Annotated in this window: 12 protein-coding genes; 4 read left to right on the forward strand and 8 right to left on the reverse strand. The window is 73.0% G+C overall.

All coding sequences use genetic code 11. The features are described from left to right. Positions 1–2: 2 nt before the first annotated feature. Positions 3–365: a hypothetical protein gene (locus tag ACMCNN_RS04565; RefSeq protein ID WP_412744916.1), complete on the reverse strand. Its 363-nt coding sequence runs from the start codon at positions 363–365 to the stop codon at positions 3–5. A gap of 135 nt (positions 366–500) precedes the next feature. On the opposite strand from ACMCNN_RS04565, the gene ACMCNN_RS04570 reads away from it, so the two are divergent. Continuing rightward, on the forward strand, positions 501–1,349 hold the full coding sequence (locus ACMCNN_RS04570; protein WP_412744917.1) for a 3-hydroxyacyl-CoA dehydrogenase family protein: 849 nt from the start codon (positions 501–503) through the stop codon (positions 1,347–1,349). A 40-nt stretch (positions 1,350–1,389) separates the two neighbouring features. Here ACMCNN_RS04570 and ACMCNN_RS04575 read toward each other — a convergent pair whose 3' ends face one another. From ACMCNN_RS04575 to ACMCNN_RS04600, 6 genes are read right to left on the reverse strand one after another with little or no spacing between them, the layout of a single operon-like run. Further along, positions 1,390–2,181: an ABC transporter permease gene (locus ACMCNN_RS04575; RefSeq protein WP_412747057.1), complete on the reverse strand. Its 792-nt coding sequence runs from the start codon at positions 2,179–2,181 to the stop codon at positions 1,390–1,392. After that, complete coding sequence (locus ACMCNN_RS04580) at positions 2,181–3,062, reverse strand: ABC transporter ATP-binding protein (RefSeq protein ID WP_412744918.1); 882 nt, start codon at positions 3,060–3,062, stop codon at positions 2,181–2,183. Before ACMCNN_RS04580 ends, ACMCNN_RS04575 begins: the two co-directional genes overlap by 1 nt. Before the next feature lie 48 nt (positions 3,063–3,110). Then, on the reverse strand, positions 3,111–3,851 hold the full coding sequence (locus tag ACMCNN_RS04585) for a hypothetical protein (protein WP_412744919.1): 741 nt from the start codon (positions 3,849–3,851) through the stop codon (positions 3,111–3,113). Continuing rightward, positions 3,838–6,660, reverse strand: coding sequence for an FtsK/SpoIIIE domain-containing protein (locus tag ACMCNN_RS04590; RefSeq protein WP_412744920.1), 2,823 nt, complete (start codon positions 6,658–6,660; stop codon positions 3,838–3,840). Before ACMCNN_RS04590 ends, ACMCNN_RS04585 begins: the two co-directional genes overlap by 14 nt. A gap of 57 nt (positions 6,661–6,717) precedes the next feature. After that, positions 6,718–8,070 carry a hypothetical protein gene (locus ACMCNN_RS04595; RefSeq protein ID WP_412744921.1) on the reverse strand — a complete coding sequence of 451 codons (1,353 nt, stop codon included), beginning with the start codon at positions 8,068–8,070 and terminating at the stop codon, positions 6,718–6,720. Continuing rightward, positions 8,067–8,690, reverse strand: coding sequence for a DUF4126 domain-containing protein (locus ACMCNN_RS04600; protein ID WP_412744922.1), 624 nt, complete (start codon positions 8,688–8,690; stop codon positions 8,067–8,069). The genes ACMCNN_RS04595 and ACMCNN_RS04600 overlap by 4 nt, the downstream gene beginning before the upstream one ends. 67 nt (positions 8,691–8,757) lie before the next feature. Between ACMCNN_RS04600 and nucS the strand changes: the two genes are divergently transcribed. After that, the gene (gene nucS, locus ACMCNN_RS04605) at positions 8,758–9,417 is read left to right on the forward strand and encodes an endonuclease NucS (protein ID WP_412744923.1); all 660 of its coding nucleotides are present in this window, start codon (positions 8,758–8,760) and stop codon (positions 9,415–9,417) included. Between the two features lie 19 nt (positions 9,418–9,436). Here nucS and ACMCNN_RS04610 read toward each other — a convergent pair whose 3' ends face one another. Beyond that, positions 9,437–11,047: a diguanylate cyclase gene (locus ACMCNN_RS04610; protein ID WP_412744924.1), complete on the reverse strand. Its 1,611-nt coding sequence runs from the start codon at positions 11,045–11,047 to the stop codon at positions 9,437–9,439. A 641-nt stretch (positions 11,048–11,688) separates the two neighbouring features. Between ACMCNN_RS04610 and ACMCNN_RS04615 the strand changes: the two genes are divergently transcribed. Together ACMCNN_RS04615 and ACMCNN_RS04620 are read left to right on the forward strand one after the other, a co-directional pair. Next, positions 11,689–12,651, forward strand: coding sequence for a ParB N-terminal domain-containing protein (locus ACMCNN_RS04615; protein ID WP_412744925.1), 963 nt, complete (start codon positions 11,689–11,691; stop codon positions 12,649–12,651). A 250-nt stretch (positions 12,652–12,901) separates the two neighbouring features. Next, on the forward strand, positions 12,902–13,810 hold the full coding sequence (locus ACMCNN_RS04620) for a hypothetical protein (RefSeq protein ID WP_412744926.1): 909 nt from the start codon (positions 12,902–12,904) through the stop codon (positions 13,808–13,810). Positions 13,811–13,894: the final 84 nt, after the last annotated feature.

The raw sequence follows: 13,894 nt of genomic DNA on the forward strand, positions 1-13,894 counted from the left end.
GCTCACAGGGCCGCGCTGCCGCCGACGAGGCGGCGGGCCTCCTCCAACTCCTCGGCGAAGACCAGGATGAGGACGCGGCCGTCGCGGCGGTGCGCGTACGTGGCGCGGATGCCCGCGTCGGCCAGTAGTCCGCGGATGTCGTCGGCGAGTTCCGCGTCGTCCGCGACCGCAGCGGGGCCGAGCAGGCCGTAGTCGTCGCCCGTGTCGAGGATGGCGCGACGGTCCCGCCCGCGGGAGCGCGGCCGGTACGGATCGTCGTCGCCGGTCCATTGCAGGCCCATCCGCCAGAAGACCGTGCCGAGGAAGCCGACCAGGACGACGGCCACCAGCGGTCCGATGAGGTACCAGCCGTCGCTCGTGGCCATGAGCACAGTCTGGCACCGGCGATCGCCATTTTCCGGGGAAATGCCCCGATAGGGACAAAGACCCGGGCTGAGCCCCCGTTAAGGCGAGGCGGCTAGGGTGAGACTCGGAAACGCACTCACGAAGGAGGGTCACACATGGCGGGTCGACTCGCGGTCATCGGTTCCGGCCTGATGGGTTCGGGCATTGCCCAGGTGGCAGCGCAGGCCGGATGGACGGTCACCATGCGGGACATCGACGACGCGTCGCTGACCCGCGGTGTGAACGCGATCCGGGATTCGCTGGGGCGCTTCGCCGCCAAGGGCAAGATCTCCGAGGAGGACGCCGAGGCGGCCGTCGGCCGGATCACCACCACGACCGACCTGGACGCGGCAGCCGAGGCCGACGTCGTGGTCGAGGCCATCTTCGAGCGCATCGAGGCCAAGCACGACGTGTTCCGTACCCTCGACAAGATCTGCAAGCCGGGTGCCGTGCTGGGCACGAACACCTCGGCCATCCCGATCACGCAGATCGCGGTGGTCACGGCGCGGCCCGAGTCGGTGGTGGGCATCCACTTCTTCTCGCCCGTACCGATGATGAAGCTGGTCGAACTGGTGCGCGGTTACCAGACCTCCGACGAGACGCTCGCCAACGCCCGCAACTTCGCCGAGGAGGTCGGCAAGACCTGCGTCGAGGTGAAGCGGGACGTGGCCGGCTTCGTGTCCAACCGGCTCTTCTCGGCCATTCTGATCGAGGCGATCAAGCTGGTAGAGAGTGGCGTGGTCTCGGCCGCCGACCTGGACACCGTCATGAAGCTGGGCTTCGGGCACGCCATGGGCCCGCTGGCCACCGTCGACCTGACCGGCCTCGACGTGATGCTGAACGCGGCGAACAACATCTACCACGACACCGCCGACGAGAAGTTCTTCCCGCCGGAGCTGCTGCAGCGCATGGTCACCGCGGGCGACCTGGGCCGCAAGACCGGCAAGGGCTTCTACTCGTACTGAGCGGCGTCGCCGGCAGGACAAACGCGGAGCGCGGCGGGTCCTACCCGTCGCGCTTCGTCGTCCAGCGGAACGTCGTCAGGCACAGCACCAGCGCCACCACGCACCACGCGCCGAGCACCAGCGCCACCCGGCCCAGCTCGAACGAGCCGGCGGGCTCGCGCGTGCCGAACGCGGCGGGCAGGAACACCGAGCGCAGCCCCTGGCACATCCACTTGAGCGGGAACACCGCGGCGGTCTCCTGCATCCACGTCGGCAGTTGCGTGTAGACGAAGAAGACCCCGGACGTGAACTGCAGGATCAGCGCGACAGGGGTGACCACCGCCGGCGCGCTGCGGCCCGTCCGGGCCAGCGAGGAGAACGCCACCCCGGACAGCGTGCACGCCGTGATGCCCAGCACCGCGACCCACGCGAAGGTCAGCCACCGCCCGGCGGTGTCCGGCAGCCGCAGGTCGAACAGCAGCGTCGCCACGGCCAGCAGGATGACCGTCTCCAGCACCGCGACGAACGCGACCATCACCACCTTGCCCGCGAAGTACACCCACTTCGGCATGGGCGTACCGAGCAGCCGCTTGAGCACCCCACGGTCGCGCTCCATCGGGATCTGAATGGCCAGCGCCTGGAAACCGACGGTCATCAACCCGGACGCGATCATCCCGGTGATGAAGTACTGGGTGAACTTCACCCCGTCGCCGATCGTGCCCTTGAAGATCGAGCCGAAGATCACGACCAGGATGGCCGGGAACGCCAGCGTGAACATCACCTGCTCGCGGCTGCGCAGGAACTGCTTGATCTCCAGGATCCCCTGGGCGAAACCGAGCCGTGCCGCGCCCATCATGCTCCGATCATCCGCAGGTAGACGTCCTCGAGGGTGGGGCGGGTGACGGTCAGGCCGGGCACCTCACCCGAGAATCGCGCGGCCAGGTCGGCCACGACGGCCGTCGGCGTCGCGCTCTGCGTGCGCTCCCAAACCCCTTCCGGGGTACGCCAGGAGACGGTGGCCAGGGCCGACTCGCGGTCACCGAGCCGCTGCGGAGTGTCCACCGCGATCAGTTGCCCCTTGGCGATCACGCCCACCCGGTCGGCCAGCTCCTCCGCCTCCTCCAGGTAGTGCGTGGTCAGCACGATCGTCGTGCCGCCCGCCTTGAGGTCGCGGATCAGCGCCCAGAACTCGCGGCGCGCCTCCGGGTCGAAGCCGGTCGTCGGCTCGTCGAGGAACAGCAGCTCGGGGCGGCCGATGATGCCCAGCGCCACGTCGAGGCGCCGCTTCTGGCCGCCGGAGAGCGTGTGGGTGCGCGCGCCCGTCTTGTCGGTCAGCCCGACCCGGGCGATGACGCGCGCCGGATCGTCCGGATCCGGGTAGAACCGGGCGAAGTGGCCGACCACCTCGCCGACCGTCAGCTCGTCGAACTCGCCCGTACCCTGCAGGACGATGCCGACGCGCTGCCGCCAGCGCCGCGCCTGCGCGCCCAGCGCGGTGCCGCGGCCGCCGTTCGCCACGGCCGGGTCGACGCCGAGGACTGTCACCTCGCCGCCGTCGCGCCGCCGGTAGCCCTCCAGGATCTCCACGGTCGTCGTCTTGCCCGCGCCGTTCGGGCCGAGCAGCGCGAAGATCTCGCCGCGCGCCACGGTCAGGTCGATGCCGTCCACGGCGGCCGTCCCCCCGTAGAGCTTGCGCAGGCCGCGGACGCTGATCGCCGCTTCACCGTCTCCCATGGACGCCCACCATACGGGTGCCCGGCCAGCGCCGGCCGACCGCGTCGGTCAGTGCGTGGCGGCGAAGGACAGGGAGAGCAGGGCGGCGGCGACCATGCCGCCGAGCAGGGTCAGCCCGATGCCGCCGATCTCCAGCCGGCGGCCGTGGCGGTGCGCGTACGCCGCGCCGACGGGCACCCCGGCGGACGGCGCCAGCAGGAACGCCAGCCAACCCAGGGCGCGTACGACACTGCCACCGGGCACGCCCGTACTCCCGAAGGTCACCAGGCCCGCGGCCAGCAGCCCGGCGGCCCCCGCGACCAGCGCGCCCACCAGCGGCAGCAGTCCCAGCGCCCAGCGCGGCAGCGGGTCGCGCACGGACGGGCGCGCGGTGTCGTCGATCCGTTCGGCGGCGCGGGCCAGCAGCGTGCGGGCGGACTGCCGGGGCGGCTGCGGCGTGGCGTCGCCGTCCGCCTCGGGGGCGCGTTGCAGCGCGACCCGCGGCAGCGCCTCGACCGCCGCCGGTTCGGGCAGCTCGCCGAGCGCCCGGATCCGCATCCCCCGCGCCCGGCGCAGCTGGTCCCAGAGCCGGGCGGCCTCCCGGTCCACGTCCAGCACCTGCGCGGCGGCCGCTCCGGCCCAGCGGTCGGCCGCCGCGGCCTCCCCTTCGGCGCGGGCCAGCTCACCGGCGGCCTGCGCGGCACTGTCCTGGTACGCCTGTTCGGCGCCGTCCAGTTCGGTGTCGCGGCGCCGGGCCGCCTCGGCCAGGGCGCTCATCATGAGCTGGTAGTCGCGCTCACGTGGGGTCACTGTGCACCTCATAGGGGATGATCACTTCGGGGAACCGGTGTACCGAGCGGTCGAAGAACAGCGCCCGCCGCGGCCGTGGACTCCAGGCGGGGCCGCCGGGCTGCGGAAACAGGGGGCTGAGTTCCGCGCCGGGCACATCCAGGGCGACCCACGCGCCGATGGGGTCCAGCCGGGCCCCGGCCCCGCCCAGCGTCTCGCGCATCCGTGCCACCGACCGCCACCAGGCCAGGACGTGGACCCGGCGCTCGGGACCGTCGGCCAGCAGGACGCGCAGCCGGTCCCGGTACGCCGGGGCGGCGCCGAAGCCGTACCCGAGCACGTAGTGCGGGATGTCCGCCGCGACCAGGGTGTCGAAGAGGGCGGGCACGGTGCGCAGGTCGTACCAGTCGGCCTGTGGCAGTTCGGCGGTCAGCCGGGTGGCCGCGGGCTCGGCGGCCGGGTCGAGGCAGGCCACGCTGAACCGGGCCGGTCCCTGCGCGGCCAGCGAGAGGGCGGCCGCCGCCAGCACGTCGCACGCCTCGGCGGTACGGCCGCCCAGCACGGCCAGGTTGCGTCCCGGCATCCGGCCCAGCCGCAGCCGGGCCGGGCCGGGCAGCACGTCGACCCGTTCGCCCAGGATCGCGCCGGGGGAGCAGCCGACCCGCGCGGTGGCGTCCAGCGCCCGCCCCGCGGGCCGGTACGCCTCCGGCAGCCGGGGCACCGCGAGCCCGTCGAACCAGCGTGGCGGGACGACGCCGTCCGGGCGTTCCCGCCAGAGCCGGTGCTGCAGTGCCCGCCACGCCGACCGCGTCGGGCCGGGCGCAGCGCCCGGTCTGTGCCCGGGCGGTGTCGTGTGCCCGGGCGGTGTCGTGTGCCCGGGCAGTGTCGTGTGCCCGGGCGGTGTCGGGTGTCCGGGCGGTGTCGGGTGTCCGGGCGGCGTCGTGCGGCCGAATGGTCCGGGCGCGCTCGGCTGCGGTGCGGGCAGTTGGGCGCCGGCGTCCGGCAGGCGAACGATCCGGTTTGCGGTGGCGATGCCGGCGCCGGTGTTGACCACCGCGTGGAACCGGGGGATGACCGCGGCGGCGAGGTTGCCGTCGGCCAGGATTCCGTCGGCCTTGGGCAGGGCGATGCGCAGCGCGAATCCGGGGAGCCCGGCCCCGCGCAGGATGCCGGCGCCCCCCGGGTCGGCGGTGGCCAGCACCAGGTGGACACCCTGCGCGGGACCGCGCCGGGCGAGGTCGGCCAGCAGGGCGACGGCCTCCGCCGCTTCCGACGGCAGCAGCGCCGGGAACTCGTCGAGGACGACCACGATCCGCGGCCACCGCCCGCCCGGGTCCTCGACGCGCAGCTCGGCGACGGTGGCGGCACCGTACCGTTTGGCGGCCTGCGCGCGGTGCCGCAGCTCCTCGCCCAGGTGGCGCAGCACGGCCAGGGTGAACTCCGGGTCGGTGGTGAGGTTGGTGCCGGCCAGGTGCAGTTGCGGCAGCCAGTCGGGTTCGACGGGGCCGGGGACGCACGGGGCGTACGACCCGCTGTCGGTGCCGTCGAGCAGGTAGACGGCCAGCTCGTCGGGGCCGTACCGGGCGGTCAGCGAGGCGAGCCAGGCGTACACCAGGTTGGTCCGGCCGGAGCCGGGCGGGCCGCCGATGAGCGCGTGCGGCCGGTCGTCGTCCAGCGGCACCTCGACCAGGGCGCCGTCCGGGCCCGCGCCGATCGGGGCCACCAGCCCGTACGCGGACGACTCGGTCCACAGCTTCTCGGGTTCCAGGTCGCTGAGGCGGGCGGTCGGCGGCCCGGCGCGCAGGTGCTCGACGGCGGTCCGGCAGAACCCGGCGATCCGCTCGGCGGGGGGCGGGGCGTCCAGCCGGATCGGCATGTCGCCGATGCTGCTGCTCAGGGCCGTACCGTTGTCGACCGCGACCCGGACCACCGACCGGTGCGCTCCCAGCTCCAGCCCGCGCACGACGAGGTGGACGCCGCAGCCGACGCCGGTGCGGACGATCCGGTCGAGCTGGGCCCGCTGCGCGGCGGGCAGCTCGGCGGCGGTGGCCTGGTCGGCCAGCAGCACGATCAGCCGCCACGGCTCGGGCCGGGGGCCCGGGGTGGCGGCGGTGAGTGCGGCCAGGGAGGCGTATTCGCCGGCCAGCAGCGTCTCGTTGACCCGGCAGATGTGCTCCACCAGTCCGTCGAGGAGCGCGCCGAGCCCGCCGGGGCCGACCAGGGAGAGCAGGCCGGCGTTGCCGAGCGGGCCGAACGCGGCGAGGGTGCCGCCGAGCTGTTCGGGGTCGAAGACGGTGACGTGCACCTCGCCGGGGCGGGTGGTGCCCAGTGCGCGCAGCAGCACAGTGGAGACGATGCCGTCCACCGTGCTCTGCTCGCCGCCCAGCTCCAGGTGGGCGCCGTCGAGCAGGGGCAGCAGGGCGGGCAGTGTGACCCGGGTGCGGTCCGTGCCGTCCGGGTCGTACGCGATCGTGCCGATCCGCAGCAGTCCCGCCGGGCCGCCGCGGTCGGGGTCGATCCAGGTCGGGGCCCAGGTGCGCCACGGCGCCCCGGCGGCGCCCGCGGCGCACAGGGCCGCGACCGCTTCGACGCTGCCGGTCAGCCGCCGCGCCTCGGACCGGAACCGGCCGAGGATGTCGCGCCGGGTGCTGTCGCGCGCTTCGGCCAGCTGGGTGAGGCAGGTCGCGTACGCGTCGCGGACCAGCTGGCGGCGGCGTTGCGCCTCGCCGCGCGCCGACTCCGCCGCGGCGAGTACGGCCCGGGCGGTCCCGCGCGCCTCCGCCAGCTCCTGCCGGACCGCGGCGACCAGCGCGTTGCGGTGGTTACCCACAGCACCCCCCGGGATTCACGTTGGGGGATTTTAACCATTTAGTCCGATATCATGCTGCTATGAGCTGCGTGTCGCGTTCGCGGTCGCCCCGGTCAGCCAACGGGGGTCGGTGCTCACCAGCTCGCTCCACAGCTGCGCCGCCACGAGCTGCGCCGCCTCTGTCTGCCACTCGCGCAGCATGCGCCGCGGCACGTACCGGCGCATCCACTCCAGCACCTGCCGCGCGTCCCGGTCCAGGCCCTCGGTCCGCAGCCGCCGCTCGTACGGCCGCAGCCCCAGCACGCAGAGGTAGTACAGGGCGTTGTAGTGCCGCCACTGCTCGCCCGTGCCGGGCAGCCCGGTGGGTTTGAGCCGGGCCACGCCCTCGCGCAGCACCGCCCGCAGCTCGACCGCCCGCGCCAGCGGCTGATCCACCACCCGGCCGGTCAACCGCCGGTCCACCGTGGGCAGGTCGATGAGCGGGCTGCGCAACAGCCGGCCCGGGTCGCCGTAGTCGTCCAGGGCGCGCCGGGTGAGCCGGATGAACTCCTGCTCGCTCAGCGCGATCAGGGTGTGCCGCTCCCGCCGCCGGGGCAGCGCATCGGCCAGCAGGAGCAGCGCGGCCCGGTCCAGCCGCAACCGCTCGTCGTGCAGGAACGCCACCCGGTCCAGGCCCCGGCGCACCGGCCCGCTCAGCGCGAACACCGTCATCACGACCGCCAGCAGCAGGTACTGCAGGACCACGACGACCGGGCGTCCCGGCACCGCCAGCATGGTCAGCGCGGCCGGGCCAGCCACCAGCAGCGTCGTGGCCAGGGCGCCGACCACCGAGCGGCGCAGATCCGGCAGCAGCCGCTCACCGGTGTCCACCGCGTCCGCCACCGCCGCCAGGAAGCCGAGCAGCAGCAGGTCCAGCCCCACGGCCGCCAGCACCAGATCGGGGGCGCCCGGGTCGACGCCGAGGAGCAGGACCAGCAGGCCCAGGCCGTACAGGGTGGCGGCGGCGGTGACCGCGGCCGCCAAGGCCCGCGGACGTACCGAGTCGCGGGAGCGCCACACCAGCACCAGCCCGCCGACCAGCGGTGCCAGGGCCACCAGCCGCCCCGCCTCCGGCAACGCGGCGATCACCACCACGAACACCGCGGACACCGCCAGCCAGCCCCGGTCGACCTGACGCCGTTCCGGCAGATCGTCCGGGAGCAGGCCGAGCGCCGCGCCCGCCCAGGCCAGCGCGGGCAGGCACAGCAGGGCCTTCGCCGCGGTCCCGCCCGGCGCCACCGTCCACGCGGCCACCGCTCCCGCGTACGTGAGCAGCGCCGCCGCGGCCCGCCACAACACCGGCCGCCGCGGATCGCGCCCCAGCAGGTAGCAGGCCAGCCACCAGGTCAGGGCGAAGGCGGGTACGGCGATCGCGGGCACGGGAGCAGTCAACCAAACAGGCGTACCGTCTCGACACCCTCCACGGCCCGCCGTTCTCGGCGACGTCGGCGGCGCCGGCGCACGGCCCAGATGGCGGTGGCCGCCATCAGGACGAGCGCCAGCAGCACCAGGATCGGCAGGAGGATCGCGAGCACCGCCATCACGGCGCTGCCGATGTCCTCGATCGTGCTCACCACGGGCGCCCCGAGGCCGCCGGTGGTGGCGTTCACCACGGGCCGCGACGCGGCCTTCACCGTGTGTACACAGAGGGCGATGAGGACGCCCGCGGCGATCGCCATCCACTGCCGTGACCCCAGCGCGCCCGGATCGGACACCGTCGCGGTCTGCGCTCCCGCGCCCGCGCCGAACGCCAGCCCGCCCGCGGCCGGGCGCACCACGGTCTGCACGACGTCGTTGACGTGGTCCACGATCGGCACCTTGTCCGCCACGACCTCGATCGCCAGCAGCACCGCCAGGATGACCAGCGCCCAGCCGCCGGACAGCCACTGCCATCCGGCGGGCAGCTCCACCACGTCGGTGAACCGGGCCAGCAGACCCATCGTGAGCAGGGGGATGTACGCATTAAGTCCGGCTGATGCGGCCAGGCCGGTACCGGTCAACGCTTCGAGCACGGCCCCAGGATGACACCGCCGCGCACGCCGCCGTCATGGTCGCGGTCGCGGCGGCTACCCTCGTCGGGTGCGCCTGGTCATCGCGAAGTGCTCTGTCGACTACGTAGGACGCTTGTCGGCCCACCTGCCCCCGGCCGTACGGCTGCTCATGGTCAAGGCCGACGGTTCGGTGTCGATCCACGCCGACGACCGGGCCTACAAGCCGCTGAACTGGATGAGCCCGCCCTGCAAGCTGCAGGAGGCGCCCGGCGTCTGGAAGGTCGTCAACAAAGCGGGCGAGGAGCTGCGGATCACCCTGGAGGAGATCTTCCAGGACACATCGTACGAACTCGGCGTCGATCCGGGCCTCGTGAAGGACGGTGTGGAGGCGCACCTGCAGGAGCTGCTGGCCGCGCATCCCGAGACGTTCGGCGAGGGCTGGACCCTGGTACGCCGCGAGTACATGACCGCGATCGGCCCCGTGGACCTGCTGTGCCGCGACGCCGACGGCGCGGCGGTCGCCGTCGAGATCAAACGGCGCGGCGAGATCGACGGCGTCGAGCAGCTGACCCGCTATCTGGAGCTGATGAACCGGGATCCGCTGCTCGCTCCCGTGCAGGGCGTGTTCGCGGCGCAGGAGATCAAGCCGCAGGCGCGGGTGCTGGCGACGGACCGCGGCATCCGCTGCGTCGTGGTCGACTACGACAAGCTGCGCGGCATCGAACGCAACGAACTCACCCTGTTCTGACCCGTCGCGGGCGGGAGACTCAGGGCGCGTCGCGGTCGCGGTACGTCCGGCGGCGGGGCTCCGGCTCGGTACCGGCCACGACCCGGTCACGCCCGGCGTTCTTGGCCGCGTAGAGGTTGCGGTCGGCGGTGGCCAGCGCGGCGGACTGGCTGCGGGGCGAGGTCTCGCTGACGCCCGCGACCCCGATGCTGACCGTGACCGGCAGGCCCCGGGTGGTGCCATGCCAGTCGAACCCGCCGATCGCGCGCCGGATCCCGTCGAGCTGCCGGGTCGCCAGGGTGACCGCGGTGGACGGAAGCACAAGCAGGAACTCCTCGCCGCCGAGCCGGGCGGCGAACCCCTCCGGGGCCACGGCAGCCAGTTCGGTCTCCAGCAGCCTGGCGACCTGCACCAGTACCCGGTCCCCGGCATCGTGGGAGAGCTCGTCGTTGATCCGTTTGAAGTGGTCGATGTCGACGATCGCGACGCTCAGGTCCGGGTCGGCGGCGACGAGGGCGGGCAGTTCCTCGTCGACGTAGCGGCGATTGCGCAGGCCGGTCAGCGGGTCGCGGCGGGCCTGCTCCCGGAACTGCTGGGCCTGGTCGCGGGCCTCCGCGGTCTCGAACAGGGCGTGCCGGGTCAGCGCCTTCGCCTGCTGCTGCCGGGCGAGCAGGTCCTCGCGGGCGGCGTGGAAGACCTTCTGCGCGGCGAAAGCCTCGGCGAAGTCCCCGCGGACGGCATGAAGTTCGGCCTGTTCCTGGTGCACCCGGATCAGGAACGGCTGCAGGTCGCGTTCGAGGCACAACTCGCGAGCGGTGTCCAGGCTCGCCTGGGCCCGGTCGGTCGCGCCCAGACCGCGTTGCGCGCGGGCCAGGTTGAGCAGGTACTCGGCCAGCTGGCCGGCGTGGTCGAGGTCCCCGCCCTCGTGCCGGGCGATGCACACCAGCATGGTCTGCTCGGCCTCGGCGTACTCGCCGTTCTCGATCTGGATCAGGCAGATCGTGTCCAGCATGCCCGGGTTGAGGTCCACGCCGTGCACCGCGGAGCACTCCCGCATCCGGTGGGCGACGTCCCGGGCTCGCGCGAACTCACCGGCTTCGTATTCCGAACAGGCCCAGTTGTTCAGCACCATGGCGAGCTGCTCCCACAGCTGCAACTCCCGGGCCAGCGCCTCGGCCTGGCGGAAACGCGGCCGCGCCGCGTCCATGCGACCGTTCTCGGCCAGGGCATCGGCCAGTGTGGAGCGGTACCAGATCTGCATGTGCGGGGTCGCGGTGTCATCGAGCAACTCGACAGCGCTCAACGAGTGCTCCAGGAACCTGGCCGTCTCGCCGGAGAGCCGCTCGATGTTCGCCCAGGCCACGTGGGTGCGGGCCGCCAGGCAGCGGTCGCCCTGCTCGACGGCGCGGCGTTGGATGTCGGGGAGCTGCCGGGCCGCTCCCGCGAGGTCGCCGGTCCGCCGGAGCATGTTGGCGCCGATCAGGCGGGCGCGGGTGACGAGATTCTCCTCGCCCAGCACGGCGGCCCGCCGTTCGAGTTCCCCGGCGGTGGCCAGTCCGGCCCCGGGATCCGCGACGGGCTCGTCCTCCAGTGCCAGCACGGCAGCCGCCAGTTCCCCGGCGCCGAGCGCGCTGCCGTCCAACGGATCCACCCCCACCCCGTTTACGGCTGCCCTATCGGAACCGGGGCGACCTGCCTGAGCGATTTCGCGTCGCGGTGACTCCGCGGCGAAAACCTCAGATGTTTAGGAGCCCGCCGGCATGCTGCAGAGGGCGCCCGTCGTGTGGCGGATCTCGCCGATCGTCTGCTGTGGACTGGGTCACAAGTCAAATCAAAGCCAAGTTTTCCCCCGGGGTCTTGAGGCTTGCCGAGCACTGATGGCAGGCTTGCGTCAGTTCCTGCTGAGAACAATTCGCATTGTTGACAATGAGTTGAATTCTTGGTGAGTGGGCTGACTTGCGGGCGCCGGTGCGGCTGTTCCGCGAGCGGCCGTGCCGGTCCGTCACTGACGTGCTCCGGTGGCGCGAGTTCACGGTCGTGCCGCCGAACCACCGGCGCGAGATCAAGCGCTTTCAGGCCACCACATCGCAGCCCGTCGAGGCCGCGATCGGCCTGACTCCACCGCTGGCTGCCGACGGGTGGCGGCTGGCAGGCAAGTGCAGCGCAGTGTGCAGTTTCATGGGGGAGATCGTGTCGGAATCCGTTGTGCCCACAGTTCATCGCGACGCCGTACCATCCGATCTGCTGTCGGTGGTCCTGCAGAAGCAGCCTTCGGGAAGCAGAAGTCAACCATTGTCCGGCGAGATCGAGACTATTTCGATCGATCTGATTCTTCACTCCGACTCACCTCGGATCGACGGTGAGGACTCCGACTACGTACGGATCCTCGCCGACTCGGAGACCTCGTTCCCGGCGATTCTGGTGTCGCGGTCGACCATGCGGGTCATCGATGGGATGCACCGGCTGCGCGCCGCGCGGCTGCGCGGCGACACCCATATCGACGTGCGCTTCTTCGACGGCGACGACGAGGCCGCCTTCGTACTCGCGGTCGAACTGAACGTGGCGCACGGGCTGCCGCTGTCCATGGCCGACCGGACCGCGGCCGCGACCCGCATCATCCAGTCGCACCCCCAGTGGTCGGACCGGGTGATCGCCGCGACGACCGGGCTCGCGGCGAAGACCGTCGCGATGATCCGCCGGCGTACAACCGGGGAAGACGCGCAGTTGCACAGCCGGCTCGGCCGCGACGGCCGGGTACGGCCTCTCGACAGCGCGGCCGGACGACGCCGCGCCAGCGAGCTGATCACGGCCCATCCGGACGCGTCGTTGCGGGCCATCGCGCGGGAGGCAGGGATCTCCCCGTCGACCGTCCGCGACGTACGGGCACGGATGAGCCGGGGTGACGACCCGACGGCCGGGCGCCGCGACGGTGCCCGGCGCGACAAGGCGGGCTCCGTCGCTCCGCTGCCGGCCAGGGCGCCACGCAGCGTCATCTCGGCGAGCCTGCGCAACGACCCGTCGCTGCGGTTCAACGAGAAGGGCCGGCAACTGCTGCGGATGCTCGCGGCGCTGAGCGTCAGCCGCGAACAGTGGGACGAGCTCATCGCCGCGATCCCGCCGCACTCCATGCCGTTGGTCTACGGCGCCGCTGGCGCCTGCGTGCAGACCTGGCAGGAGGTCGCCGACCATCTGGCGCGCCGCCTCGCCGACACGGAGGCCGGAGCCGTCTCCGGGACCGGCCAGAAGGCGTCGTAACAAAAGCTGGTGGGCGCCCAGCAAAGGCCGGCGGGCGCCCAGCCAAGGCCGACGGGCGTTCCAGCCAAGTAGGCGGGCGTCTCAGCAAGCGCCGGTAGGCGTCCCAGCCCAGCAGGCGGGCGAGCCAAGCACGGCAACAGCCGGCCTGCCGTAGTTCATGCATCGGCCGTGGCAACGTCGATGCTCACCCTCCCGCGCGAACGACCCGTCCGGGGTGGACCGCGCGCGAAACCACCAAGGAGCAGCGGAGATGAATCACGTCACGGGGGCGAGCAAGCTGGAGGCCGGATGCGCGGGCATCCGATGCCGGGCCCGAAGCCGCGGCGGCGAACCGGAACGGGTCGGCGCCCAGTCGCGCCTGTGCTCCTCCTGCCGAAGCGACGCGGCGCGGGACCTGCGCGCCCTGCCGGGCCTGCATGAGGAGTGCGCGCTGGCCCTGAGCGGCAGCACCGAGCGCCAGGTACGCACCTCCACCGGCGGGGCCGCCCCGTCCATGCCCTTCAACGCGAACGCCGCCGAGGCCCGGCGTACGGTCGTGGACGTCCTCGGCTCCTGGGCCGCGATGGTCGCCGAGGAACGCCGGGTCCGTGCGCCGCGACCGGACCCGGCCGGGCTCGCCGCGTTCCTCGGCCGCCACCTCGACTGGCTGGCGGCACACCCGGCCGCCGCGGAGTTCAGCGACGAGATGGCCCGCCTCGTACGGACCGCGCACCACGCGGCGTACGCCACGGCGTCCCGCCAGGTCGGGCTCGGGCGGTGTGTGGAGCCCGGCTGCGCCGGCGAACTCGTGGCGACGCTGCGCCCGGGCGAGCGGAGCCGCCCCGCGGAGATCGTCTGCCGGGCGGATCCGGCACACCGCTGGGGTGACAACCAGTGGCTGGACCTGAACCGCCGGATGACGGCGCGGACGCCCACCTCGCAGACCGCTCACCTGCCGAACGAACCCCGTACCGCACCCGCGCAGGCGGCGCGGTGGTTCACGGTGGCCGAGGTCGCCCAGCTGTGGCGGGTGGCCTCCGGCACGGTGTACCGACTGGCCAGTGAGGACCGCTGGCAGCGCCGGACGCGCAACGGCCGGGCCTTCTATCTCGAGTCGGACGTGTCGCGCACGTTCGCCCGGCGGGCGCAGGGCTCGGCCACCGTGGTGTGCGTCGAATGATCGTCGCTCTCTTGACGACTCCGGGCGTACCGAAGAAGCTTCATGTCATCATCCGCTGCAGTGGCCGCCGATCGGTGCGGCCCG

It is taken from the genome of Krasilnikovia sp. MM14-A1004 (assembly GCF_047159485.1).
Taxonomy (GTDB): Bacteria; Actinomycetota; Actinomycetes; order Mycobacteriales; family Micromonosporaceae; genus Actinoplanes.